The sequence below is a fragment of the Marinomonas arctica genome, from assembly GCF_003259225.1.
Lineage (GTDB): Bacteria > Pseudomonadota > Gammaproteobacteria > Pseudomonadales > Marinomonadaceae > Marinomonas > Marinomonas arctica.
Genome location: NZ_QHJF01000021.1, coordinates 15508 through 39196 on the forward strand (window position 1 = coordinate 15508; position 23689 = coordinate 39196).

At 43.9% G+C, this 23689-nt stretch carries 21 protein-coding genes; 5 read left to right on the forward strand and 16 right to left on the reverse strand.

The features are described 5' to 3' along the window. Nucleotides 1–22 precede the first annotated feature (22 nt). The 6 genes from pepN to DK187_RS12910 all read right to left on the reverse strand — a co-directional run bounded on the left by pepN (nt 23) and on the right by DK187_RS12910 (nt 6714). On the reverse strand, nt 23–2656 hold the full coding sequence (pepN, locus tag DK187_RS12885; protein ID WP_111607760.1) for an aminopeptidase N: 2634 nt from the start codon (nt 2654–2656) through the stop codon (nt 23–25). A 10-nt stretch (nt 2657–2666) separates the two neighbouring features. Next, entirely contained in the window at nt 2667–3491 is an 825-nt protein-coding gene (locus tag DK187_RS12890) for a DUF2797 domain-containing protein (protein WP_111607761.1), read from the reverse strand. Further along, nucleotides 3491–3772, reverse strand: a complete 282-nt coding sequence (locus tag DK187_RS12895) for a YeaC family protein (protein ID WP_111607762.1) — start codon at nt 3770–3772, stop codon at nt 3491–3493. Before DK187_RS12895 ends, DK187_RS12890 begins: the two co-directional genes overlap by 1 nt. A 58-nt stretch (nt 3773–3830) precedes the next feature. Next, complete coding sequence (locus tag DK187_RS12900) at nt 3831–4700, reverse strand: rhomboid family intramembrane serine protease (RefSeq protein ID WP_111607763.1); 870 nt, start codon at nt 4698–4700, stop codon at nt 3831–3833. Between the two features lie 63 nt (nt 4701–4763). Continuing rightward, nucleotides 4764–5645: an NAD(+) kinase gene (locus DK187_RS12905; protein ID WP_111607764.1), complete on the reverse strand. Its 882-nt coding sequence runs from the start codon at nt 5643–5645 to the stop codon at nt 4764–4766. Nucleotides 5646–5775: 130 nt separating this feature from the next. Next, nucleotides 5776–6714, reverse strand: coding sequence for a 1-aminocyclopropane-1-carboxylate deaminase/D-cysteine desulfhydrase (locus DK187_RS12910; protein ID WP_111607765.1), 939 nt, complete (start codon nt 6712–6714; stop codon nt 5776–5778). Between the two features lie 172 nt (nt 6715–6886). On the opposite strand from DK187_RS12910, the gene DK187_RS12915 reads away from it, so the two are divergent. From DK187_RS12915 to DK187_RS12925, 3 genes are all read left to right on the forward strand, one after another. Beyond that, nucleotides 6887–8068, forward strand: coding sequence for a murein transglycosylase domain-containing protein (locus DK187_RS12915; RefSeq protein WP_111607766.1), 1182 nt, complete (start codon nt 6887–6889; stop codon nt 8066–8068). A 110-nt stretch (nt 8069–8178) separates the two neighbouring features. Next, entirely contained in the window at nt 8179–11256 is a 3078-nt protein-coding gene (ydiJ, locus tag DK187_RS12920) for a D-2-hydroxyglutarate dehydrogenase YdiJ (protein ID WP_111607767.1), read from the forward strand. Between the two features lie 91 nt (nt 11257–11347). Next, nucleotides 11348–12088: a spermidine synthase gene (locus DK187_RS12925; protein ID WP_111607768.1), complete on the forward strand. Its 741-nt coding sequence runs from the start codon at nt 11348–11350 to the stop codon at nt 12086–12088. 94 nt (nt 12089–12182) lie between these two features. Here the strand turns inward: DK187_RS12925 and pgm are convergent, their stop codons facing one another. Together pgm and DK187_RS12935 are read right to left on the reverse strand one after the other, a co-directional pair. Further along, nucleotides 12183–13826 (reverse strand): phosphoglucomutase (alpha-D-glucose-1,6-bisphosphate-dependent), encoded by a 1644-nt coding sequence (gene pgm / locus DK187_RS12930; protein WP_111607769.1) that lies wholly within the window; start codon nt 13824–13826, stop codon nt 12183–12185. A 144-nt stretch (nt 13827–13970) separates the two neighbouring features. After that, nucleotides 13971–15095, reverse strand: coding sequence for a beta-ketoacyl-ACP synthase III (locus DK187_RS12935; RefSeq protein ID WP_111607770.1), 1125 nt, complete (start codon nt 15093–15095; stop codon nt 13971–13973). Nucleotides 15096–15344: 249 nt separating this feature from the next. Here DK187_RS12935 and DK187_RS12940 point away from each other — a divergent pair, with 249 nt between their 5' ends. Beyond that, the gene (locus tag DK187_RS12940; RefSeq protein WP_111607771.1) at nt 15345–16490 is read left to right on the forward strand and encodes a patatin-like phospholipase family protein; all 1146 of its coding nucleotides are present in this window, start codon (nt 15345–15347) and stop codon (nt 16488–16490) included. Here the strand turns inward: DK187_RS12940 and murI are convergent. The 8 genes from murI to DK187_RS12980 are packed head-to-tail and all read right to left on the reverse strand — an operon-like array spanning nt 16487 to nt 23111. Beyond that, nucleotides 16487–17296: a glutamate racemase gene (murI, locus tag DK187_RS12945; protein ID WP_111607772.1), complete on the reverse strand. Its 810-nt coding sequence runs from the start codon at nt 17294–17296 to the stop codon at nt 16487–16489. The two genes, DK187_RS12940 and murI, sit on opposite strands and share 4 nt — an antisense overlap. Continuing rightward, nucleotides 17293–18390, reverse strand: a complete 1098-nt coding sequence (gene murB / locus DK187_RS12950) for a UDP-N-acetylmuramate dehydrogenase (protein WP_111607773.1) — start codon at nt 18388–18390, stop codon at nt 17293–17295. Before murB ends, murI begins: the two co-directional genes overlap by 4 nt. Continuing rightward, entirely contained in the window at nt 18387–18878 is a 492-nt protein-coding gene (locus DK187_RS12955) for a low molecular weight protein-tyrosine-phosphatase (RefSeq protein ID WP_111607774.1), read from the reverse strand. Before DK187_RS12955 ends, murB begins: the two co-directional genes overlap by 4 nt. Then, entirely contained in the window at nt 18875–19072 is a 198-nt protein-coding gene (locus tag DK187_RS12960; protein ID WP_111607775.1) for a Trm112 family protein, read from the reverse strand. Before DK187_RS12960 ends, DK187_RS12955 begins: the two co-directional genes overlap by 4 nt. Further along, nucleotides 19065–20102: a tetraacyldisaccharide 4'-kinase gene (gene lpxK / locus DK187_RS12965; RefSeq protein ID WP_111607776.1), complete on the reverse strand. Its 1038-nt coding sequence runs from the start codon at nt 20100–20102 to the stop codon at nt 19065–19067. The genes DK187_RS12960 and lpxK overlap by 8 nt, the downstream gene beginning before the upstream one ends. Next, entirely contained in the window at nt 20099–20521 is a 423-nt protein-coding gene (locus DK187_RS12970) for an ExbD/TolR family protein (RefSeq protein WP_111607777.1), read from the reverse strand. The genes lpxK and DK187_RS12970 overlap by 4 nt, the downstream gene beginning before the upstream one ends. After that, nucleotides 20518–21144: a MotA/TolQ/ExbB proton channel family protein gene (locus tag DK187_RS12975; protein ID WP_111607778.1), complete on the reverse strand. Its 627-nt coding sequence runs from the start codon at nt 21142–21144 to the stop codon at nt 20518–20520. The genes DK187_RS12970 and DK187_RS12975 overlap by 4 nt, the downstream gene beginning before the upstream one ends. A gap of 14 nt (nt 21145–21158) precedes the next feature. Further along, entirely contained in the window at nt 21159–23111 is a 1953-nt protein-coding gene (locus DK187_RS12980; protein WP_162623516.1) for a ComEC/Rec2 family competence protein, read from the reverse strand. 44 nt (nt 23112–23155) lie between these two features. On the opposite strand from DK187_RS12980, the gene DK187_RS12985 reads away from it, so the two are divergent. Then, nucleotides 23156–23677, forward strand: a complete 522-nt coding sequence (locus DK187_RS12985; RefSeq protein ID WP_111607780.1) for a DUF2062 domain-containing protein — start codon at nt 23156–23158, stop codon at nt 23675–23677. Nucleotides 23678–23689 lie beyond the last annotated feature (12 nt).

A 23689-nucleotide genomic window follows, 5' to 3' on the forward strand; every position in this document is an offset into this window, starting at 1 on the left:
CGAAGCTATGACATTGAACCTATTATGCCAAACTTTTAGAGACAACCTCGTACACATCTTTGGACAAATTTTCTGCCAAAATACGCTCAAGTTCTGCTTTCATTTTTACACTTAACTCCGGCTGCAGTTTTTTCCAGCGCGTGAGCGGTGTGCAAAGCCTAGACGCAATTTGTGGATTGCGTTTATTCAATAAAATAATTTGGTCTGCAAGAAACTGATAGCCACTGCCATCCGCCTTATGAAAACCTGAAACGCTTTGACCAAAACCACCAAGAACAGAACGAACTTTATTTGGATTCTTCAAGTCAAAAGCAGGATGCTCCAACAAACCTTTGACTGTCGCCAAAGCATTCTCTTGCTCTTGACTCGCACTGAGCATTAACCACTTATTAACAACCAATGGTTCAGACTGCCATTGCTCATAAAAAGCAGCCAGTAGCTCGGCCGCCTTAGGATGCTGAGAATGAACGGCAATAGACAAAGCTGAAAATTGATCTGTCATGTTGTTTGCTGTCTGAAATTGTGTCACCAGCTCTTGCTGAGCAAGCTCATCCCCAGTTTCCACCCAATACGATAACGCTATATTTTTTAGAGAACGGTGAGCAATGTCTTCTGCGGTTGCTTGATATTCACCATGGATTTTATGTTCGCGATACACTCGCTCAAAGTCCGCTGACAATGCATTGGCCAGTTGCGCCTTTAAGTATTGTCTTGCCTGTTTAATGGCGGCTGGGTAAATGGGATCAGCCAGTTCAGACAAATAGGCTTGGCTTGGTAACGCAAGAATCAAAGCCACCATAGCGGGGTCAAGTGCCGCATCACTCAACAAGGCTTTAAATCCTTGGATTAACTGAGATTCAATACTCAGTTCATCTCCCTTAATCGCCTGATTAATCAGCAATGTCAACTCATTCACGGCCAACTGTTGTGACGCACTCCAACGATTAAAACCATCAGAATCCGCTGACAATAGTAGCAGCAAATCTTTTGCAGAATACTCATAACGTAATTTTACTGGTGCAGAGAAACTGCGCAGCAAAGACGGCACTGGGCGGGACGTCAACCCCGTAAACACGAACTCTTGCTCATTCGCTTTCAAATGCAGCACATGATCTTCTGCTGCGACACCATTGACTTGCGCAGACAAAGCACCACCCTGCTGGCTCAATAAACCAACACGAACAGGAATATGCAATGGCAATTTCGTTGGCTGCCCAGGCGTTGCTGGCGTGTGCTGCTTCATGATCAGGCGATACGTACCCGTTGACTCTTCATAGCTATCGGTCACGGTAACCACTGGTGTTCCAGCTTGTGAATACCAACGCTTGAACTGTGACAAATCGACTCCCGAAGCGTCTTGCATGGCGGCAACAAAGTCATCGCACGTCACCGCTTGCCCATCATGACGATCAAAATACAAATCCGAACCAGCACGAAATTTCTCCGCACCTAACAGCGTATGAATCATTCGTACAATTTCTGCACCTTTTTCATAAACCGTTAGCGTATAAAAATTGGAGATTTCAATAAAAGACGCAGGACGAACAGGATGCGCCATCGGACCAGCATCTTCAGCAAACTGCGCTGTTTTCAGAAAAGACACGTCTTCCACGCGTTTTACAGTTTCAGAATGCATATCAGCAGAGAAGGTTTGATCGCGGAATACAGTAAAACCTTCCTTTAAACTTAACTGGAACCAATCACGGCAGGTCACACGGTTGCCAGACCAATTATGGAAATATTCATGAGCAACAATGGCTTCAACCCGCAGATAAGTGTCGTCCGTTGTGGTTTCTGGGCTCGCCAACAAACAAGAGGAATTGAAAATATTCAATCCTTTGTTTTCCATGGCGCCCATATTGAAGTCATCGACAGCAACGATCATAAAAATGTCTAAATCGTATTCACGTCCGTAGGTTACTTCATCCCAACGCATAGAACGCTTTAGAGCTTCCATCGCGTAATCGACCTTGTCGATGTTGTGAGACTCTGTGAATATTTGCAATTTAATTTCACGCTGGCTTTGCGTTATAAAGACATCGTTTTTTACCGCTAAATTCCCTGCCACCAAGGCAAAAAGGTAAGCCGGCTTAGGAAATGGATCGTGCCATACCACAACCGTTTTACCTTCGTCAGTTTTGCCACGCTCCACTTCATTCCCGTTGGACAACATCACTGGATAGCGAGCTTCATCAGCAATGATCGTCGTTGTAAAAACAGACATTACATCTGGACGATCTAGATAATACGTAATGTGACGGAAACCTTCCGCTTCACATTGAGTGCAGAACATGGAAGACGAACGGTATAAACCTTCAAGACGCGTGTTATTTTGCGGTTCAATCAAGGTTTCGCAGGTCAACACAAACTCATCCGCAGTTGCCGTAATGATCAGCTTATCTTCGCTGATGCGGTATTCTTCCGGAGGCAATTCGTAATCGTCCATTGCGACACCAATCAGCTTGACCTCTTCTCCACCGTCTAAAATTAAAGGCGCGGTGGATTTGCCAAACGCTGGATTACGACGCATATGCAGACGAGACGTCACGATCGTAGTGGTCTCATCCAAATCAAACGTTAATTCTGTTTTATCAATGAGAAAAGGAGGAACTTTATAGTCTTTTAAATAAATCGCAGATGGCTGACTCTCTTTCATGTGCTCTCTCCTAAAAATTCAATGTCGCTTGATAACCAGTGTATTTACGAATATTGATCACACCTGTATCAAGCATCCAATATTGGCCTTTAATGCCCATCAAGGTGCCTTCAATAACGGGTTTTTTTTCTGCATTGAGGCTGGTTATTTTGGTGGGATATTCTAAAACGGGGTAAGCAAATTCATGGGTTTCATTCTCGTCTGACAAATCGGTGATAGACTGCAATCCGAATTCATGTTGCAAAGAGTCTAAGCCTTCATACACTCGATCAATAAGTCGTTCTTGCTCTTGTTCAAGATCCATCTCGACCGATGATCCTTTGAGCATATTTCGCCAATTAGTTTTATCCGCTACTTGGGTCTTAAATAAGGTTTCAACCAAACCTGACATTCGGCGATTTTGAACTCGAAACAAAGCCCTCGCTTGCGTTGCTCCTTGATCGATCCAACGCGTTGGCAATTGATCGCCACGGGTAATCCCCACTTTCAACGCGGACGAGTTAGCCAGATAAACATAATGACTCTGCATGCAATATTGCTCTGCCCATTCAGGTTCACGGCAAGTGCCTAAATGAAAATGGCATTTTTCTGGACTCATGATACAGGTATCACACGCAGCTAATTTGCGAAAACAATTAAAGCAAAAGCCTTGGCTAAAGGACTTTTTAGTGACTTTGCCGCAATTAACACAATGAATGGTTCCATCAATGTGCAAGCTCACTTTTTTACCCAATAAATCATTGACGAATACGCGGTCATCACCCAAGTCTAAATGATAATAAACCTGACCATCACGAACCTCAGTTGACATCTTCTTAAGGTTACCCTGTAACATTAAGCTTGCCCCTCAGGGCCATCGCCAACCCATTTGATGGTATCTTGCTCTTTAGCAGGGTCTTTTTTGCCTATATTTTTATGACCGGTGGTATCAATGTAACCAACACGATCTTTTTCTTCTTTATTGCTGTAGTCGTAAGTAATGACAGCTTGCAAACATAACTCTGTTTGTTCTGGAGTCAGTCTCACGCCATTTGGCCATTTTCCAAGCTCTACCGCTTGCTTTAATCTGACATAAACTTCAGGCGACATATTGTCGATCATTTCTTTAAAATTCATTTTCGGATCTCCCTGCGCCTAGGCAGGCTAATAGTAAATATAAAGTGAAATATACTAATCAATTACGGCGGTATTTGGTCGCTAACCAATAGATTACACTAAGACTCAATCCTGATAGTAAGCCTATAGTATGTGCCGTATTCGCAATACTACCGAGACCTATCATCTCTGGAAAAGGGGTATAGCCTATCCCTAGCCAAACGGTAAAAAAAATCATGAGTTGTTTACTAATAATCGTAGGCCACCGCTTACTAAGCAGTGGTAGTAGCCAAGCAAAGCCGATGAGACCATAAACGACACCGGATAAACCGCCAAATAAGGGGTATTTGCTTATTTGATATTGCACAAGATTGCTCAGCACCGCGATAACAATAACACCCAAACTCCACACTACCGGTCCTAGTAGACGCTCAAGTTTTCTGCCGATGTCCCATACCCATAGCGTATTGAACACAATATGAAGCACACTAAAATGCAGTAATGCCGGTGTAAAAAATCGCCAATACTCACCTCTAGCAAAGACCTCAGCCGAGGTATAAAAATAAATATGCCCATTTTTTATATCAAATGGGCTAATGGACAAGTAAGAAACTGTTGTAAGGTCTGCACCAAGTTGAGTAGCAACCGCCACCAACAAGGTCAATAATAATAGCAAGCTGGTGATCGGGGCCATTTTAAGCTGAGAAAAGAATCCACTCTTAGACAATTCTCTAGCAATGACAGCGGGTTTTGCCTGCTGTAACAATGAAGGGTCGTCTTTCCAAATGCTTATCAGTTGCTCAACCGTTGGCAATTGACTTTGATCCAATATCCACAACTCATCATGCTGTTGTGTTGAAACAATTTGATGGGCTACTTTGTGTTGCCACAACGCTTTGGTTAAGCCTGAAGGGTCTTCTGTTTCTTCGAACTGATAAACAAAATACATGGGGCCCCTAAAAAAGATTCTCTTTGTAAAATGGTAAGATGCGACACTATAACCAAATGTACTTTACGGTCGATAGCTGGATTGCCAACCCAACTTATCACGGCATACGTTATAAAAATCGTGGTTTTTAGGGTGTATTAAACGTATACCCCCTGTTTTCTTAGTGATATGGATTTCATCGCCTGGTGCCGCTGTAATATTTAGCTGGCCATCACAACTCACACTTGGATACGTTAAATTGGATTCGCATACAACAATGCGAATTCGCGCATTAGCATCAATCACGATAGGACGATTACTCAAGGTATGAGGATGCATTGGCACCAAGACTAAGGCATCCAACTTTGGCAGCATAATAGGACCACCAGCCGATAAAGCATAAGCGGTTGACCCTGTCGGAGTTGCCACAATTAAACCATCGGACTTTTGGTTCATCACAAATTGATCATCAATAAAAAGATCAAAGCGAATCATTCGAGCGGATTTACCTGGATGAAGAACCAAATCGTTCAACGCAATACCTTCACCACTAGGGCGATTCTGGCGCTTGATCTTGGCTTCGATCATAAAGCGTTTTTCTTCTTGGTATTCACCACGAAAAATAGGATCCAACTCTTCTTGTAAGTTATGAGGAGAGATATCCGTTAAAAACCCCAACGTCCCTCGGTTGATCCCTAATACTGGAATATCATAATTACAAATGGCTCGAGCGGCACCAAGAAAACTGCCGTCACCGCCAACCACCATAACCATATCACAGTGATCGCCTAATTCTTTTAGAGCCGATGATGCGACTTTCACGCCCGGCATCATAGTCGCCAATTGATCTTCAAGCACTGGCGCAATGTTTTTTTCTTGAAGGTACTCCATCAGCTTCTTAACCGTATCAAGAATCTGAGGTTTGTCTAACCGAGCAATAATACCAACACGTCTAAAAAGACTCATGTGTCATTCTCTTCCCGTCTGTCGATGTAAGCAAAGCAACCCATTGGTATTGTGTAACGCTATTTTATTAGTCTGGGTTTTACATAATTAGCATAACTTTAACATGAAGCAGCCTATTCTCGCCATCTCGTTAAGAAAGCACAAAAGGATTACGGTCTGATGAAAAACCTCGCCATCCCTGCAGACCTCCCGTATGAATAAATAATGTACGACGATATGGCCAAGTCCCAGCTTTCATAGCACTTATTACTGCAAACATGCTTTTACAGGTATAAACGGGGTCTAAGAAGCAACTTGGATTGTCCTTTGCAAACTCATGCATGAAACGCACCAATGTCTGGCTATGTTTGGCATAACCACCTTCATGGCAATTTGCGTGAAAAAACAGCTTTTCTGCAAGATATTTTTGCGACACACGTTTATTTGTAAGCAAATGAGCTTGCTCAATAATGTGCTGCCTTTGCGCTTGAGCACCTTTTAAAGCGCTAAATACATGTAAATCAGGTGTTTTATCATAAGATAATAGACCTGCAGCCGTTGTCCCCGTCCCTGCTGACACGACCCACGCATCATAATCACCAGCCAAGCGACGAATTTTTTCGGCCCAATCGAGACACCCTCGTGCCCCAAGAATTCCGCCACCGCCCTCAGGTATCCAATAAACATTTCTATAATACAGGTTGATTGCATCCGCCACATCGGAGGACGTTCCTAATCGATAGTCTGAACGAGAAGAGGGCCACAAATTCACCCCATCGTCGACCATATCTTGTAAAGTGGGGGTTAACTGCGGGTGTAACTCTCCTCTCACGACAGCAACAGCCTCAAACGGCCGATTCTTCAGTGTTTTCGCAAACGCATGCAAGTGATTTGAAAAAGGGCCACCAAACGTGGCGATAGCATCTGCGTTTTGTTGAGCTGCAGCACTCAAATGGTGTTGAAGTTTATGCCATTTATTACCCGGTGCCTGAGCATGCTCAAGATCGCCACGATAAACATCAAACCTGTAATCACCATCTGCAAGATGCGACCCCAACAAAGACAAATCAATTGGGCAAAGATACGACATAACTGAATCCATCGAAAAACAAAACAGCACACAATAACATATCCATAAACGCCCTAGGGAGCCTATCGGCTCTATATGTTCATACTACCAAGTCGATTTCCCCCTCAAACGACTGTTCTGATATAATTTTCCGACAAAATATTACGCCGTTTATTTGTATGAGTAATCATTAATGTCCAAGAGCACTATCTCACCCTACTCAATGTCATGGATTAGCCTCATTTTGCTAACATTGAGCGGTTGCGAATCCCTCGCCTCGTTTGACTCTGTCACTTCAGTTAAAAAACTGTCTGAACAAATAAAAAACGCAGAGGACATCGATGACATCAAAGCGATTGCTCAGCAAGCTAAAACAAGTCGGGACTTGATTAGAGCGGACATAAAAGCAATTCAAGCCTTATATAAAGAACTGGATGAACAGGTAAATAAGCGATGGGGCAAAGGAAACAGCGAACTGCCTGATAAGAAAAAATACGTCAAATATACTAACGATTATCAAGCAAGAACCATCGTCGATTTTGAAAAAGGTCTTGTCCGTGTCGAGACGTTAGCCACTAGCGCCCCCCTAGACGCATTAACAAACGCGATTACTACCACGTTACTGACAACCTCCGATCCGAGCAAAACCGACATTTTCTCCAGTTCAGCACCGAATGTTGATGGCGTCCCTTTTTTATACCCACAGGTCATGGACCATGATGGGGAATTAGTAAGATACCCTTGGCGTGCACAACGTTATTCAACTTATTTGGTTACTAATCAATTACAAAAAACACAAGCCAATGGCAAAACAGTTTATGCCGTAGAATTTAAACTGGTTCAACAACATCAACACCTTCGTCAGGAAAAGTACAGTCAATATGTGATCGCTGCAGCCAATCGGTATCACTTATCTCCCGCTCTTATCTATGGCATTATTGAAACAGAAAGCTCTTTCAATCCCTACGCGGTTAGTCCAGCTAATGCATATGGGTTAATGCAAGTGGTCCCTTCCACGGCGGGAAAAGATGTATACAGCCTAGTCAAAAAAAGAGCAGGGCAGCCAACAAAAGCCGTCTTGTTCTCGCCCGAAAATAACATAGACATTGGCAGTGCTTATCTGTATCTCCTACAAACGCGCTATTTGGTTAACGTAACGAATAAAACAAGCCAAGAATACTCCATTATTTCAGCTTATAACGGAGGAACCGGCAATGTTTTGAAAACCTTTGATGCAGATAGAAACAGAGCTGTGCAGAAAATAAATCAGACCTCGACCAAAGAAGTGTATAGAAAGCTTAGGTACAACCACCCCAGAACAGAATCGCAAAAATACCTTGAAAAGGTCACTAAAGCCAAAGCGACCTACGAATAACACAAACTCGATTTATCTGGTGGAAATCGCTGTTTTTCATCAGATAAATATCACTACCTCTTCTATTTCTTTGTTAAAATCGGCGCACTCATCATTTGTGGAGATGAAACATGATTCCAAAGCTTTCTGACGTGTCGCCCGTTCAAACTAAGTACCTGTCTTTTATCGAACGCCTGAACGCTTCAGGATTCTCAGGAGATACTCAGCCTGATTACGCCAACCGAGTGGTCCTTTCTACCGATAACTCTATTTATCAAATACTGCCTCAAGGGGTTATTTACCCAAAAAATATTCTAGACATTCAGTTGCTTGTCAAACTATCTAACCAAGAAGAATTTAACGACATTGTACTCAGTCCAAGAGGCGGCGGTACGGGCACCAACGGCCAGTCTCTAACCGATGGTCTGATCGTAGACTTATCCAAGCACATGAATCGAATTTTGGAAATTAATGCCGAAGAAGGTTGGGCTCGTGTGGAAGCGGGTGTGGTAAAAGATCAGCTGAACAAAGCGATTCAACCCCATGGTTTATTCTTCGCTCCGGAGCTATCTACCAGCAATCGTGCCACCATTGGCGGCATGATCAACACCGACGCCAGCGGTCAAGGTTCGGTAATGTATGGCAAAACGCGTGATCATGTTCTTTCCCTTAAAACGGTGTTACTAGATGGTCATCTATTAGAATCCGCGCCTATTGATGACGAAACACTGGCTGAAATCCAAAGCGGCAGTGACTATTCCGCCCATGCCCACCGTATTGTCGACAGTATTCAGAAAAGCAAAGCGCAACAGATCAAAGATACTTTCCCAGCACTAAACCGGTGTTTGACAGGCTATGACTTAGCTCACATTCGCACCGAAGACGGTCGATTCAATATGAACTCAGTACTATGTGGATCAGAAGGTACATTAGGTTTTATTGTTGAAGCCAAAGTAAACCTCCTCCCTATTCCGACCTATGCGGCGTTAGTCAATATTCGCTACGATAGTTTCGAAGGTTCGCTGCGCCATGCGCGTGAGTTACTCGCCACCAAACCTACTTCAATCGAAACCGTCGATTCAAAAGTACTCGGTCTTGCCAAAGGCGATATTATCTGGAATTCAGTGTCTGAGTTTTTCCCGGAAAACCCAGGAGAAAACATTCAAGGCATTAATCTCGTTGAGTACACAGGTAACGATGAAAAAGAGGTTGCCGATAAAATTAAAATCCTCACCGATAAGCTGGATAATTTAGCCAAGCAGGGAGACAGCAGCACCTTAGGCTATACCATTGCCATGGGGCACGACAGCGTTAACAAACTTTGGGCAATGCGAAAAAAATCGGTGGGGTTATTAGGTAACGCCAAGGGAGAAAAACGACCGATTCCATTTGTTGAGGATACCGCCGTTCCGCCAGAAAATTTGGCTGACTTTATTATGGAATTCCGCGAAGTATTAGACAGCTACAAAGTACAATATGGCATGTTTGGTCACGTCGATGCGGGCGTATTGCACGTTCGTCCAGCGCTTGATCTGAAAGAAAAGTCCCAAGAAAAAAAGATCCGTGCCATCACCGACAAAGTGGTTGCTCTTACGCAAAAGTATAATGGTCTACTGTGGGGGGAACATGGCAAAGGGGTTCGCTCTGAATATGCCCCAGCTTTTTTTGGGGAGCTTTATCCAAGCATTCAACAAGTTAAAGGCGCTTTCGACCCAAGAAACCAATTAAACCCGGGCAAGATAGCCACCCCCTTTGAACTGGGTGCTGACTTATTAAAAATCGATGCCGTCCCACTACGAGGTCAATTTGATCGCCAAATCCCCGTTAAAAACCGCGATCAATTTCAAGAAGGCATGTATTGCAACGGTAACGGAGCTTGCTACAACTTCGACCCAAATGATGCCATGTGTCCTTCTTGGAAAGGTACGCGAGATCGTCGCCACTCGCCCAAAGGTCGCGCCTCTTTAATGCGTGAATGGCTGCGTGGCATGAGTCAGCAAGGCGTTGATACTGTCCAAGCCAGCAAAGACGCGAAAGACCGCCGTTTTTTACTTAGCTTCTTACCCAGATTGAAAAACACGCTAGCAAAGCGTCGTGGTGATTATGACTTTTCCAACGAGGTTCATGAATCAATGATGGGCTGCCTGGCGTGCAAGTCTTGTGTTGGTCAATGTCCAATTAAAGTCGATGTCCCAGAATTCAGAGCAAAGTTCTTAGAACTCTACTATAGCCGCTATCTTCGCCCTACCAAAGATTATCTGATTGGCTCATTAGAGTTTGTGATACCAATGATGGCGATCTTTCCGCAACCTTATAACTGGTTAGTTAGCCGCAGCTGGGTGAATCATTTCAGCAGCAAGTACATTGGTTTGTCAGACAACCCTAAACTGAGCAAGCTCAATCTAAAAAAAGAAATGTCACGCCGTGGCATTCGTCTGGCCACGCCACTCTCTATTGAAGCCTTAAGCCCAAGAGACCGCTCTCGCGCTGTCATTGTCGTACAAGATGCGTTTACCAGTTATTTTGAAACCGAGCTGGTATTAGACACCATGGAAACACTGAGTCGTCTAGGCTTTCAGGCCTATCTGGCGCCTTACATGCCTAATGGTAAACCCTTGCATGTGCATGGCTTTATGAAAGCCTTTCAGCGCACAGCGCGTAAAAATTTAGACATGCTGCAAAGTTTGGCCTTCTATGGTTTACCCTTTATTGGCATTGACCCTTCTATGACGCTGACCTACCGAGCGGAATACACAAAAGCCTTTGGCGACAGTCGGCAGATTCCAAATATCCAGTTGATGCAGGAATGGTTGATGAAAAAAAGCGACCACCTGATTAAACAACCTTTGGTGTGCGATAATACAACTTATCACCTAATGACCCACTGCACCGAAAAAACCAATGCGGCGGCGTCTATTCAAGACTGGCAAAAAGTCTATCGCATTTTAGGGCTTGAACTAAAAGTCGAAAACGTTGGTTGTTGCGGTATGGCAGGAACCTATGGCCATGAAACCGCCAATAAAGAGATGTCTAAAACCATTTATGATTTGTCATGGAAAGACAAGGTCACTGACCAAGGGCTGCTCGGTAAACTCGTAGCAACAGGTTACTCTTGCAGAAGCCAAGCAAAACGCTTTGACGATGTTGAAATACCGCACCCTGTGCAGGCGCTTTTGAAACACCTAAGAGACGCAACGGTGAGCAAATAGTCACTATTAGTGATCTTCTAAGGCTCGGCACCCCGAGCCTTATTTTTTTATAAGAAATCTACGCAACGATGATATTTAAAAAAGGGACAACATGAGTCACCAACACTTACTACATGACAGCGCCGATGAACTTGGCCCTATTCGCATTTTTGATGATGGGCAATATCGCATTTTGTCATTTGCTGATGGTGATGAGCAAAGCCGTATTCGTCTTTCTACGCCACATGTTTTACAGCATGAATATACCCAAGCCATGATGTTGCCACTCTTATTCTGCGAACCCAAACGCGTCTGTATATTGGGGTTGGGAGGTGGAACCTTACTGAATGCGCTTTATCATACCGTGCCCGCTATTCACATCACCGCGGTTGAGCTGCGTCAAGAAGTCATGGATGCGGCCGAGATGTATTTTAAACTCCCCAGAGGCAAACGCATTAACCTGGAAGTGGCTAACGCCATTGATTACATAGCGGATGGCCTGCCTAAAAAAGTCGATGTATTAATGACCGATCTCTATAACACCGAAGGAATGGATCGTGCCGTCCTCCAAACAAGCTTCATTGAAAATTGTGCGAAGAACATCAAAGAAGATGGCTGGTTAGCGTTAAATTGCTGGATCGATCAAAAAAACAACCATGAATTAACCGCTATCATCAAGCAGCATTTTAATGACGTTCGAGCACTGGATACTGGCAGCGGCAACTGGGTTATTATCGCGGGCAAAAGAGTCGATAGCAGTAACGCAAAAGAGCTCAAAGCCGCTGCACAAAGACTCAGCGACAAAATGGGCTTTCAATTGACCAAATGGTTATCTAGGTTATCTGAAATTTAACCCAGCGGCTTGTGAGATCAAACAAAAACGCCGCTTATCTTTTTATAAGAATAAGCGGCGTTTTCTTCTGTTTCAAACAGGGTAACGTGTTTGGTTAGCTACCAAGCACACTATCCACCAACGCTTTTGCTTCGTTTTCAAGTTCAGCAAGGTGATCTTCTGATACAAAGCTTTCTAGATAAATTTTATACACGTTTTCTGTACCAGAAGGTCGAGCGGCAAACCAACCATTCTTAGTAGACACTTTCAGTCCACCAATGGCAGCACCATTGCCAGGTGCATGCGTCAATACAGACACAATGGCTTCACCCGCCAATTCGGTTTGCGTGACATTTTTTACATCCAACGCACCGAGTAGTGCTTTTTGTGCAGAAGTCGCAACAACATCAATGCGTTTATAGAAAGGTTTACCATATTTAGCTACTTGCTCTTCATAAAGCGCCTGCGGATCCTTGCCAGTTACCGCTAAAATTTCAGCCGCCAGCAACGCCATAATGAAGCCGTCTTTATCGGTGGTCCAGACGGTCGCATCTTTACGAAGAAAGGATGCTCCGGCACTTTCTTCGCCACCAAATGCCATCGTGCCTTCAAACATGCCATCAACATACCATTTAAAACCAACAGGCACTTCACAAAGTTGGCGCTCTAATCCATTTACCACACGATCAATCATGCCACTGGAGACCAGTGTTTTGCCAAATTGAACATCTTGTGGCCAATGTTTTCTGTGTTGCGATAAATATTCAATCGCAACGGCTAAATAGGCGTTCGGGTTCATTAAACCAGATTTGGCACAGACAATCCCATGGCGGTCATAATCTGGATCATTACCAACGGCAATATCAAACTCGTCTTTCAGCTTTAGCAGCCCTTGCATGGCATAAGGGGATGAACAGTCCATACGAATACGACCATCTTTGTCACGAGGTACAAAGCGAAACGTTGGATCAACCTCTTTATTCACGACAGTAATGTTCAAGGCGTATTTTTTGGCGATAGGCTCCCAGTAGTGAATACCTGACCCACCCATAGGGTCAACACCAATGCGAATCTTCGCATCTGCAATGGCTTTCATATCAATGACGTTTTCAAGATCGTCAACATAATGACTAATATAATCAAAAGGCTCAATCAAGCCACTGGCTTCGACTTCTTCTGGAGAGAAGCGTTTAACGCCTTGCAAGTCTGCTTCCAGTAACGCATTAGCGCGTTTTGCTACCCAATCGGTAATGTCTTTATCGGCTGGCCCACCTTTGCTGGAATTGTATTTAATACCGCCGTCTTCAGGCGGATTATGTGAAGGCGTAATGACAATCCCATCGCTGATATCGGACTGGGTCTTGTTATGGGTTAAGACTGCGTGAGAAATAACTGGCGTTGGCGTGTAGCCGCCGTTTAACTGCGTGCGAACGCGAACACCATTTGCGGTGAGCACGCTCACTGCAGTTTGAAACGCCGCTTCAGACAACGCATGCGTATCTTTACCTAAGTATAAAGGACCAAAGATATTTTTAGAGAGTCGATATTCCGCAATCGCCTGGGCAATCGCAAAAATGTGATTTTCATTGAAACTGGTTAGTAAGGCACTGCCACGATGACCGGATGTACCAAAACTGACACGCTCATCTGGATGAGTCGCCACTCGAGGCTTTTTCAGGTAATAAGCTGACATGAGTTCAGGAAGATTGACCAGTAAATCGTGAGAAGCAAGCTGCCCTGCTTGTGGATGAATTGCCATATGTAAGATGCCCTATTAAGTCATGGAAACCAGTGCAATTAGTCTCTCTTATAATCAGATCTGTTTCAATGACTTAACCAAGGTATTACTTAACTTAGACAATTTATCCACGCATTGAAAAGAATAAGCAATCCGAAGCAAACACTAACGTTTACGAAGAATCAAACTGCCTATTGAATACCCCGCCCCAAATGAACAAATCACACCAATGTCGCCAGCCACTAAGTCCTCATGATATTTCGCAAAGGCAATAATCGAGCCCGCTGACGCCGTATTTGCGTATTCATCAAGCACCACTGGCGCTTCTTCAAGGGTGGCATCACGACCCAATAGACGCTTACTGATCAGCACATTCATATTGATATTCGCTTGATGTAACCACCAACGTTTTAACTGTGACACCTGAATGCCTTGACTATTCAGGTGGCCCTCAATGTGATCGGCCGCCATTGGACAAACCTCTTTAAATACTTTACGACCATTTTGGTGAAATAGCTTATCCGCACCATAAGGGTCTTCATCAGTAACACGAGTGGTGTAGCCAAAATTAGAACGAATATTATTCGAAAAAGACGTAATGCATTTCGTACTTAGCACATCGAACGAGTGAGCTGACTGACAGGTTTCACTACTTTCTACAACGACAGCGGTTGCCACATCGCCAAAAATAAAGTGAGAATCCCGATCCATATAGTTTACTTGTGGAGACGTTAGTTCAGGGTTAATAACCAATACCCCTTTTGCCGTGCCCGCTTTGACCGCGTCCACCGCTCTTTGCAAACCAAATGTCGCAGCAGAACACGCTACTAACATATCAAAACCAAAGCCCTCTATGCCTAGTGCCGCTTGCACTTCGATGGCAATAGCGGGGTAAGAACGCTGAGTATAGGCACAAGACACTATCACCATATCGATGTCTGCGGCGGTTTTATTGGCTGCTTGGAGGGCTTTCTGGGCAGCGGCAATCGCCATTTCAGCTTGATGAGATAGCTGCTCGTCAGTACGAACTTCTAATACAGGGCGCATCCGGTGGATATCTAAAGCGCCTTCTTTGGAATAAACATAGCGACTTTTAATACCAGAGGCCTTCTCAATAAACGCAGCGCTAGATAAAGGCTTTGCTTCAATGTCGCCACGTTCAATATCTTGAGCGTGCTCAAGATTATACTTTTCAGCCCATGCGTTATAACTCGCGACAAGCTCTTCATTGCTAATAGAATGCATGGGGGTCCATAGACCCACCCCACTAATAACGGCGGAATAATTCATTTCGTATCCTTTTTATTGTTTTTAACAACAGTATAGAAGAGATTGTGAATCACATTATGGCGCCAGTCTACAAAATGTAATAACAATGGCAGCATATTATCCAGAATACTTATAATAGACTGGTTTTATAGCATGGCATTCTCAGTAAAATTCTCCCATACTGTTTCTCAATGATTGTTTTAATTGAAGAAACGCTGTTTTTATGTGATACATAGATCACTGGAATAAAACCATACAAAGTGGACTTTTATGACCAATAACAATGCATTAATTCTATCTGGCGGTGGTGCGCGTGCAGCCTACCAAGTAGGTGTACTCTCAGCAATGGGAAAAATACTGCCAAAACATACCGCTTTACCTTTTTCAATATTATGCGGCACTTCTGCTGGCGCATTGAACGCCACTATGCTGGCCTCCTATGCAGACAATTTTTCGAAAGCCGTTTCGACCTTAGCTTTTGTGTGGCGTCATTTAACTCCGGATCAAATCTATACCGTGGGACGCTGGCCTGTGGCCACGTCCCTCACAAAGACTTTATTATCCCTTTTTCATGTCCACAATAGCGAAACATCCATGGCATTGATGGACAATACGCCACTGAAAGAACTGCTCTCAAATCATTTAGACTTTTCTAAAATACACACTGCAATAGACAAACAACAACTAAGAGCATTAGCGATCACCGCTATGAGCTATAGCACAGGTGAATCGACTACTTTTTTTCAAGGACAAGCCGATATTCAAGGCTGGCAAGAAAAAAGACGCAAAGGCGTGATAGCGCGCTTAGGGGTGGACCACTTGTTAGCGTCCAGCGCCATTCCCACTATTTTTCCTGCTCATAAAATTCAAAATCATTATTACGGCGATGGCGCCATTCGCCAAAAATCGGCCATCTATCCTGCCCTTAAATTGGGAGCAAACAAGTTATTTATCATTGGCGTGAGCGGTAACCGCAGCGCAAAAAAATGGGCCGCACCGGATGAAGAGGTAGAGTCCAGCGCTCCCAGTATGGCGCAAATACTAGGTCAGTTATTGAATAGCGCTTTTATTGATAATTTGGAAGACGATATCAACCAATTAGAGATCATGAATAGCCTTATTCGAGATCTACCTAAAGATAAACAAGCATTACATCAAAACCTTCCCACAGAGACGTTAATCATTTCTCCATCGGAAGAACTTAACGCCATAGCCCATCACTACATTAAGACACTACCGAAAAATGTGCGTATCCTCTTAAAGGCGGCAGGCGGATCGACTTCAGAGAAAATAAGCTCAGCAGCAAGCTACTTACTTTTCACGCCGCAATATTGCCGAGCCTTGATGGATTTGGGGTATCAGGATGCCATGTGGGAAAAGGATAGAATTATTGCTTTTTTTGAAGGACACGTTTAAATATTAACGTGTCTTTTATCGCTTATAGCGTCACTTGCCACCACCCATGAGGTGAGTCGCTGCATGTTTTTGGCGCCCAAAGAACTGCATAGCTCTATCTGCCCCTTTGGCTGAGAGGAGGAGTTCTGCAAAGCGTTCATTTGCTCAGGATAAGACGCTTCTAAACGCCGAATAAGTTGAGCGGTCACCCCCTCACTTGGCTCAATAATTTCGCATTCACTTCCTAAGGCCTGAACAAACAAATGCTTCACCAAAGGATAATGGGTACAAGCCAAAACCAACGTATCAATGTTTTGAGCTAGCATATCTTGGCTCAACACATTGATCGTCTGTTTGATTTTATCTTCTGTCTCAGGCCAGGCGTCGATATCAAACGCCAAGGTATCGCTGGACATAATCGATACCTGACTGTCCGACTTCCAAAGCCCAATCAATTGGTTCAAACGCGGACTTTGTGCTGTCACTGGCGTACCCAACACCGCCACTTTACGCTGCTTACTAATACGAAAAGCTGGTTTTACGGCAGGCTCAACGCCAATAATAGGCAATGACGTGCTCGCCCTTAACGCATCAATGGCAGCCACCGTTGCCGTATTACAAGCAACTACAATAGCAGACACTTTTTCATTTTCAAAAAACTGTCCTATTTTTATCAACCTTTCCTGCAATTGCGGGATGCTTTTACTACCATAGGGCGCAAACGCATCATCGGCCAAATAGACCAAATCAAGATAAGGTTGTTTTTTATGTATCGCGTTGAGAATGGTTAAGCCCCCAGCGCCAGAATCAATCACCCCAACTTTCAACCTAATGACTCCGCGTTCATACTGTGATCAACCGAGATTGTCGAGGGCAATTGAACGGGTTCACGCTCTAGCTCAACACCATACAAATCCAAAACAGATTGTTTTATCTGTGCTTCTAGCGTCAATAAAGAATCCGCTGTGTCCTCCTGATAATTAACCAGCACCAGCGCCTGTTTATCATAGACACCAACCCCTTGGAATTGCTTTCCTTTCCAACCAGCTTGATCAATCATCCAACCAGCCGCCAATTTAAATCCTTGCTCAAAAGGAAAAGAAACGAGCGAGGGAAAACGAGCGATTAACTCGCTATGTTTGGCCTGACTGACAATTGGATTTTTGAAAAAACTGCCAGCATTAGCCAACACGGTTGGATCGGGTAATTTTTCATTGCGAACCTGACACACGGTGTTAAAAACATCTTTCAAGCTCGGCTGAGCTTGAACTCGGTCAGATAGACCGCCATAACTTAACTGCAGTTGCCCCTGTTTTTTCAGTGATAACTCCACCGCCGTAATAATAAACACAGATTGCCATTTGCTTTTAAAATAACTGTCGCGATAAGCCAATCCACAGTCGCGAGCATTAATCCAGTAAACATCCCCAGACACGGTATTAATAACTTGAACTCGGGCCAATACATCTTTTATCTCAACCCCATAAGCACCGATATTTTGAACAGGGGCGGCCCCAACCGTTCCAGGGATGAGAGCCAAATTCTCAATACCAAACCACCCTTGAGTGACAACAAATTCGACCAGCTGATGCCAATTTTCACCCGCCGCAACCGTCAAACTCATCAAATTGCCACTGTGCTCTCTGGCATTGATACCAGACAATCGGTTAATAATGACCAACCCTGGCACATCATCAGAAATAAGCAAATTACTACCACCGCCTATCATGGTGACATGGTGTTCCAAGCGATTCGCCCAAGCCAATAAGACTTTGAGCGCGTCAAGGCTGTCTGCAATAGCAAAATATTCCGCCTGATAAGCAAATCGGAACGTATTGTAAGCAGCCAAAGACATGTTTTTTTGGATGGAATCTTCAACGGTTTGCGTGAAAAAATCGCTGGTATTAAGTCGCATATTCATCGGCTGACAGAGTCTTCTCGTTTTAAAGTAAGGTGGTTAACAAACGCTTGTGCAATATTAGTAAGGTGCTGTCTCATTTCAATAAACCCGCTTTCATCGCCATAATAAGGGTCCACCACTTCCCCAAAGGACACACTTGGATGAAACTCACCAAACAAAACCAAAGTGGCCCGACTGTGCTTAGGTTGAATTTTCTTAAGATTGGCTAAATTCTCTCTGTCCATGGCTAGAATCCAATCAAACTCATCGAAATCCGCCTTACTTACTTGTCTGGCTTTTTGTTGATCAATATGAATACCAACTTGCTTTAATACAGCAATGGATCGAGGATCCGGTGGACTGCCAATGTGGTAAGCGGCTGTCCCAGCAGAATCGAGTTCCAAAAAGACGCTTTTACTTTCAGCGCTCAAGCTTTCTATGATGCCCTGTGCGGCTGGAGAACGACATATATTCCCCAAACACACGGTCAGCACTTTTTGCGATGTCATTTTGATGAACCTGACTCCAGTCTCTCGTCTGTTGTTAAAGTACGCGCTTCGGTTTCTAACAACACAGGAATACCATCACGAATGGGATACGCCATTCCACCAATCTTGCTGATCAGCTCAGTACCATCCTTACTCAAGGTAAGTGCCGCTTTCGTGACAGGGCAAACAAGTATGTCTAATAACGTTTTATTCATGGCTATGATCCAATTTTATAAGGTTGAGTTTTTCTAAAAAGCGCTGCTTAAAATGCTCTGGCAATACTAAAGAGACTGGCAAATACCAGACGTTTGAATTCTCTAGACCTAAGGACTGGCATTTCACAGCGTCTTTTTCCGTCATAATAACGGCACCATCAGATGGAATATCGTTAACATCAAACACGTGATGATCGGCAAACCATTGATGAGTAATGTTTTCTTTTTGCAGGCCGAGTCGCTCTAATGTTTCAATAAAACGCTCTGGATTACCAATACCCGCCATAATATGCCATTTTGCCTGATCCACAAATGCGCCAAGACAATCTACGCGTTTTGTGCCATCTAAAGACAGCAACATACTCGGCACCAAAGGTGCGACGGTAATAGGCAAATTCAGTTGATCGAGGGCATTCGTCATGTTGTCCGCCACACTGACAATAAAATCCACGTCTTTTAAACGGTCAATCGGTTCCCTTAACGGCCCGACGGGTAACAAATGGCCATTCCCCACCCCACGCTTTGCGTCTAGCATTGCGATTTCAATGTCTCTGTCTAATTGGTAATGTTGCATACCGTCGTCGCTAACAATAATGTTTACATCTGTTGTTGCAAGAAGGTGTTTCACGGCTTCATCTCGTTTTGAGAATACCACCATAGGACAAGCCGTTCGACGAGCAAGCATAACAGGCTCATCACCAACGGCCTGAGCTGAGCTGTCAGGATACACCCTAGTCGGCACCTTAAGCGTTACGCCATGTCCTCGGGAAACAATACCGGGTCGATAGCCTTGGGCGGACAACAGTTCACACAATGCCACAACCATGGGAGACTTCCCCGTACCGCCGACACTGATATTACCTACGATCACCACGGGAACAGGCGCTTTATAAGACCATTCAGGGTGTGCTAAAAAGCGTTGCCTTTTATTGAGTATCACTCTTCGAACAAGAGGCTGTAACGGCCGAAACACACTTGTCCAACCACAACGACCGTACCAAGAACGAGTAAATAAAGACTCTAAACTCACTGGATGGGCTCTTTCTGTGCAGTATGAGCAAGTTTTGTAATACCGAGGCTTGCTGCCGCATCATACACCCTAAGCACCATGTCATAAGAGGCTTTTGCGTCAGCAGTAATAATAAGCGGACGAGTATAGTCGCCCTCACTGACTTCTTCTAATCCTTGTATTAATGTGCTCACTTTCTCATTAATGAGTGTTTGGCCATTGATAACATACTGACCATCCGCAGTAATGACCAACTCGACATTTTTAGCACGATCAGAACTAGGGGCATTTGAGGTGGCCGTTGGTAAGTCAATCGTCAACTCAGTACTTTGATTAAATGTCGTACTGACCATAAAGAAAATAAGCAATAAAAAAACGACGTCAATCAGTGGTGTTAGATTGATTTGAACGTCATCTATTTTCTGACGACGAAATTTCACTGGGCGACTCCTGTTTTATCTCGATCGCCATGCAAAGCATCGACCAATTTTGTGGACTGCTGTTCCATTGTCACAACAAGCTCATCAATTCGACGACTGAAAAACCGATGGAAAATTAACGCTGGAATGGCCACACCTAAACCCGCCGCGGTGGTAAGCAATGCTTCAGAGATACCGCCTGCGAGTAACGCCGTATTTCCAGCCCCACTTTCCATCAAGACAGAAAAGACCTTAATCATACCAACCACTGTCCCTAGCAAACCTAGCAATGGAGAAATGGCAGCAATGGTACCCAAAGTATTCATAAAGCGCTCTAACTCATGGATGACATGACTGGCGGCCTCTTGAACACTTTCTTTCATCGCATCTCGACCATGTTTAGAATTTAAAAGTCCCGCGGCGAAAATAGACGCAAGGCCTGTTTTCGCTTGCATAGAACGAATGTACTCAATGGTCATTCTGTCATCACGCAATCGCGCCATAACATCCGACAACAACCCTTTGGGGGCTACTCCTGACCTACGCAGCGTCCAAAATCGCTCAAGAATAATAGCCAGTGCAAGAATGGAACAGGCCAACAAAGGCCACATAAAAACACCACCAGTTTGAATAAAAGCTAACACTTCGCTCTCCAATTTTAGATTTGCTTGTAATTTAACACACTCTCTAACTTTTCTACACGCTTGCAAGTGTCAGATTTTAAGAGAAAAAAGTCATAAATACACAAAGAATGCCGCAACGAAACAGAACCATCATGAAAATAAAAAGCCAGTGATTCCCCAGCCGGAACCACCAACCAATTCACGCCCAAAGCGTCCAATATAATCTCGGTTTTAGACAGCCCTTCCTGATGCAAAACAACCCATTTCACATCATGATGCAGCAAAGCGTGTGGCGTGAGTTCTGCAGCAGGCTTTGGCGATAAAAAATACCCATCCTGAGCACGATTCAAGTATGAATCAAACCTTAATTTACTCAAATCAGAGCCCGCCCAAGTATCCACTAAGACCGGTGTTTCTTGATCCATTAATACCAACGAATGGTGGTTGTTTACTATTGTTACATCGGCCTCAAATCCGTTAAAAAAAGTAGAGGAAAACAGAATTGCCCAAATACTTGTCGCCGCTATAACCCCACGCTTTAATGGACTTTGGTACACCCATGCAATTAACAACGATAACATTATCCATCTTGGTAAATTCGACGAAAATGTGTCAAATGACAATACCGGTAACGAAAAAGCGACCCACTCAATACCTAACATAAGGTAACCAAGCCCTGTGTCTAACAGCGCGTAGCTATAACTCGATCCCAGCAACAACACTTCAGCACAAGAAAGCAGCCCCCATGGAAACCAAACAACGCCCGCAAGCGGAATAAGCAGAATATTGACGAAAATTGAAACGCTTGAAATAACCTCTTGCCAGCCAAGGATGAGCACCATCGATGCCGTGCTTAACATCACCTGAACCGCTAATAGGCGTAGCAACTTTGTCGATGTCTGGCAGAACCCTATTAACAAATACACCATGCTAAACGACAGCCATAAGCCAGGGCTCAAAACAGCCCTTGGATCAAACAACAATACCAACCATAGCGCAAACGTAATGATGCTATAAGGAGACACTTTTAAAGCAAGCATACGTGCGCACAAATACACACTTAGCATAATGGATGCCCTAACAACCGGTTCTCCCCAGCTTGTCACATAGGCATAAGCAAACAGCAAAGGAATCACAATAACAGCGTCACAATGCCAACGCGTTACCCCGGATAAAAGAATATTACGCGGCATGATCTGCCAAACTATCCGGCTTAGCATTCGACCAATAATAAACATAAAACCAGTATGCAACCCCGACACAACAAATAGATGAGCCAACCCAAGAGTACGCACAATCCAGGTGTCCCTTTGACTCCATAGGTCATCCTTTCCTAGTAATAACGCTTTAGTAAAACGCCAATAGTCAAAACGCTCCAAATGGTGATCAAGCTTAAACAATATCTGGTCTCTTAAGGAAACATCGGCTTGATGGAAGCGCTGTGGATCATAATGCTCAAACCGAAGGTTTAGCTGGGCTAACTGTCGTTGTATATAAAGATTTCGTTGCCACCAAGGGCCTGTTTTATCGGCCAATACAACCCCCGTAACAACGCCTTGATGCAATATGGCGTTTGGCTTTTGTGCGTTGTCACGGCTTGCGACTGATGCGCCATTAGAGTCGTAAAAAATAAGTGTAAAATCTTCTTGTACGAATCGCGAACCGTCTTCAGAAAAGTACATAATTTGAACACGCTGATTTCGGGAAAACGCCGCTTCATCAAAGGATGATGCTCGTTCGATAAGCACACTTTTCTTTTCAAAATCAATTGATACTTCGTCTCCCGCACTCACCGTAAGCATGGTTACCGCGGAAAACTCATTAAAAAGAACGGAAATAAAGGAGAGAAGTGTCAAAAACAAAACTATTAAACGCTTTGACCATATTAGGTAGAGACACACCAGAATGATATGCGTAGAATACAGCCACAAATAATGGCTCGGCACCAATATGGCGCCCATCAATATGGATAAACTACTTAGTAACACAAGACCTCCATGTCTTAAATTGCTAAATTATTTTTCACCTAATTATGCCAAAAAACTATCTTAAAAAATTCATACCAAATCCAGAAAAGCTGAAGCAAAGTAAAGCCCTTGGCTTATTAGGCGCTCAAATTTATGAAGCGAATTTATGGCACCTAAACCGTAAGTCCGTTGCTCGCGCTTTTTTTAATGGCCTATTCTGGGCATTTTTACCCATGCCTTTTCAGATGTTGGCTTCCGCTTTGCTCGCTATTCCCTTGCGTGCCAATATACCGTTATCGATTGCATTGGTTTGGATCACCAATCCACTAACTATGCCATTTGTCTTTTATTTCAACTATAAACTTGGGACCTTTATCCTTGGCGCTCATGACAAGAAAGACTTTCAACTTTCTGTTGAATGGATTTGGGACAAAATGGAACACATTTGGCTACCACTCTATGTTGGCTCAATTGTGTCCGGCGTGATTGTAGGTGCTATTAGCTACGCTTTAATCACCATATTATGGCGACTACACGTTGTAAAGCGCTGGAAAGAGCGCGCACAACGTAACCAATCTCAAAAATAGGCTTAAAAGCCA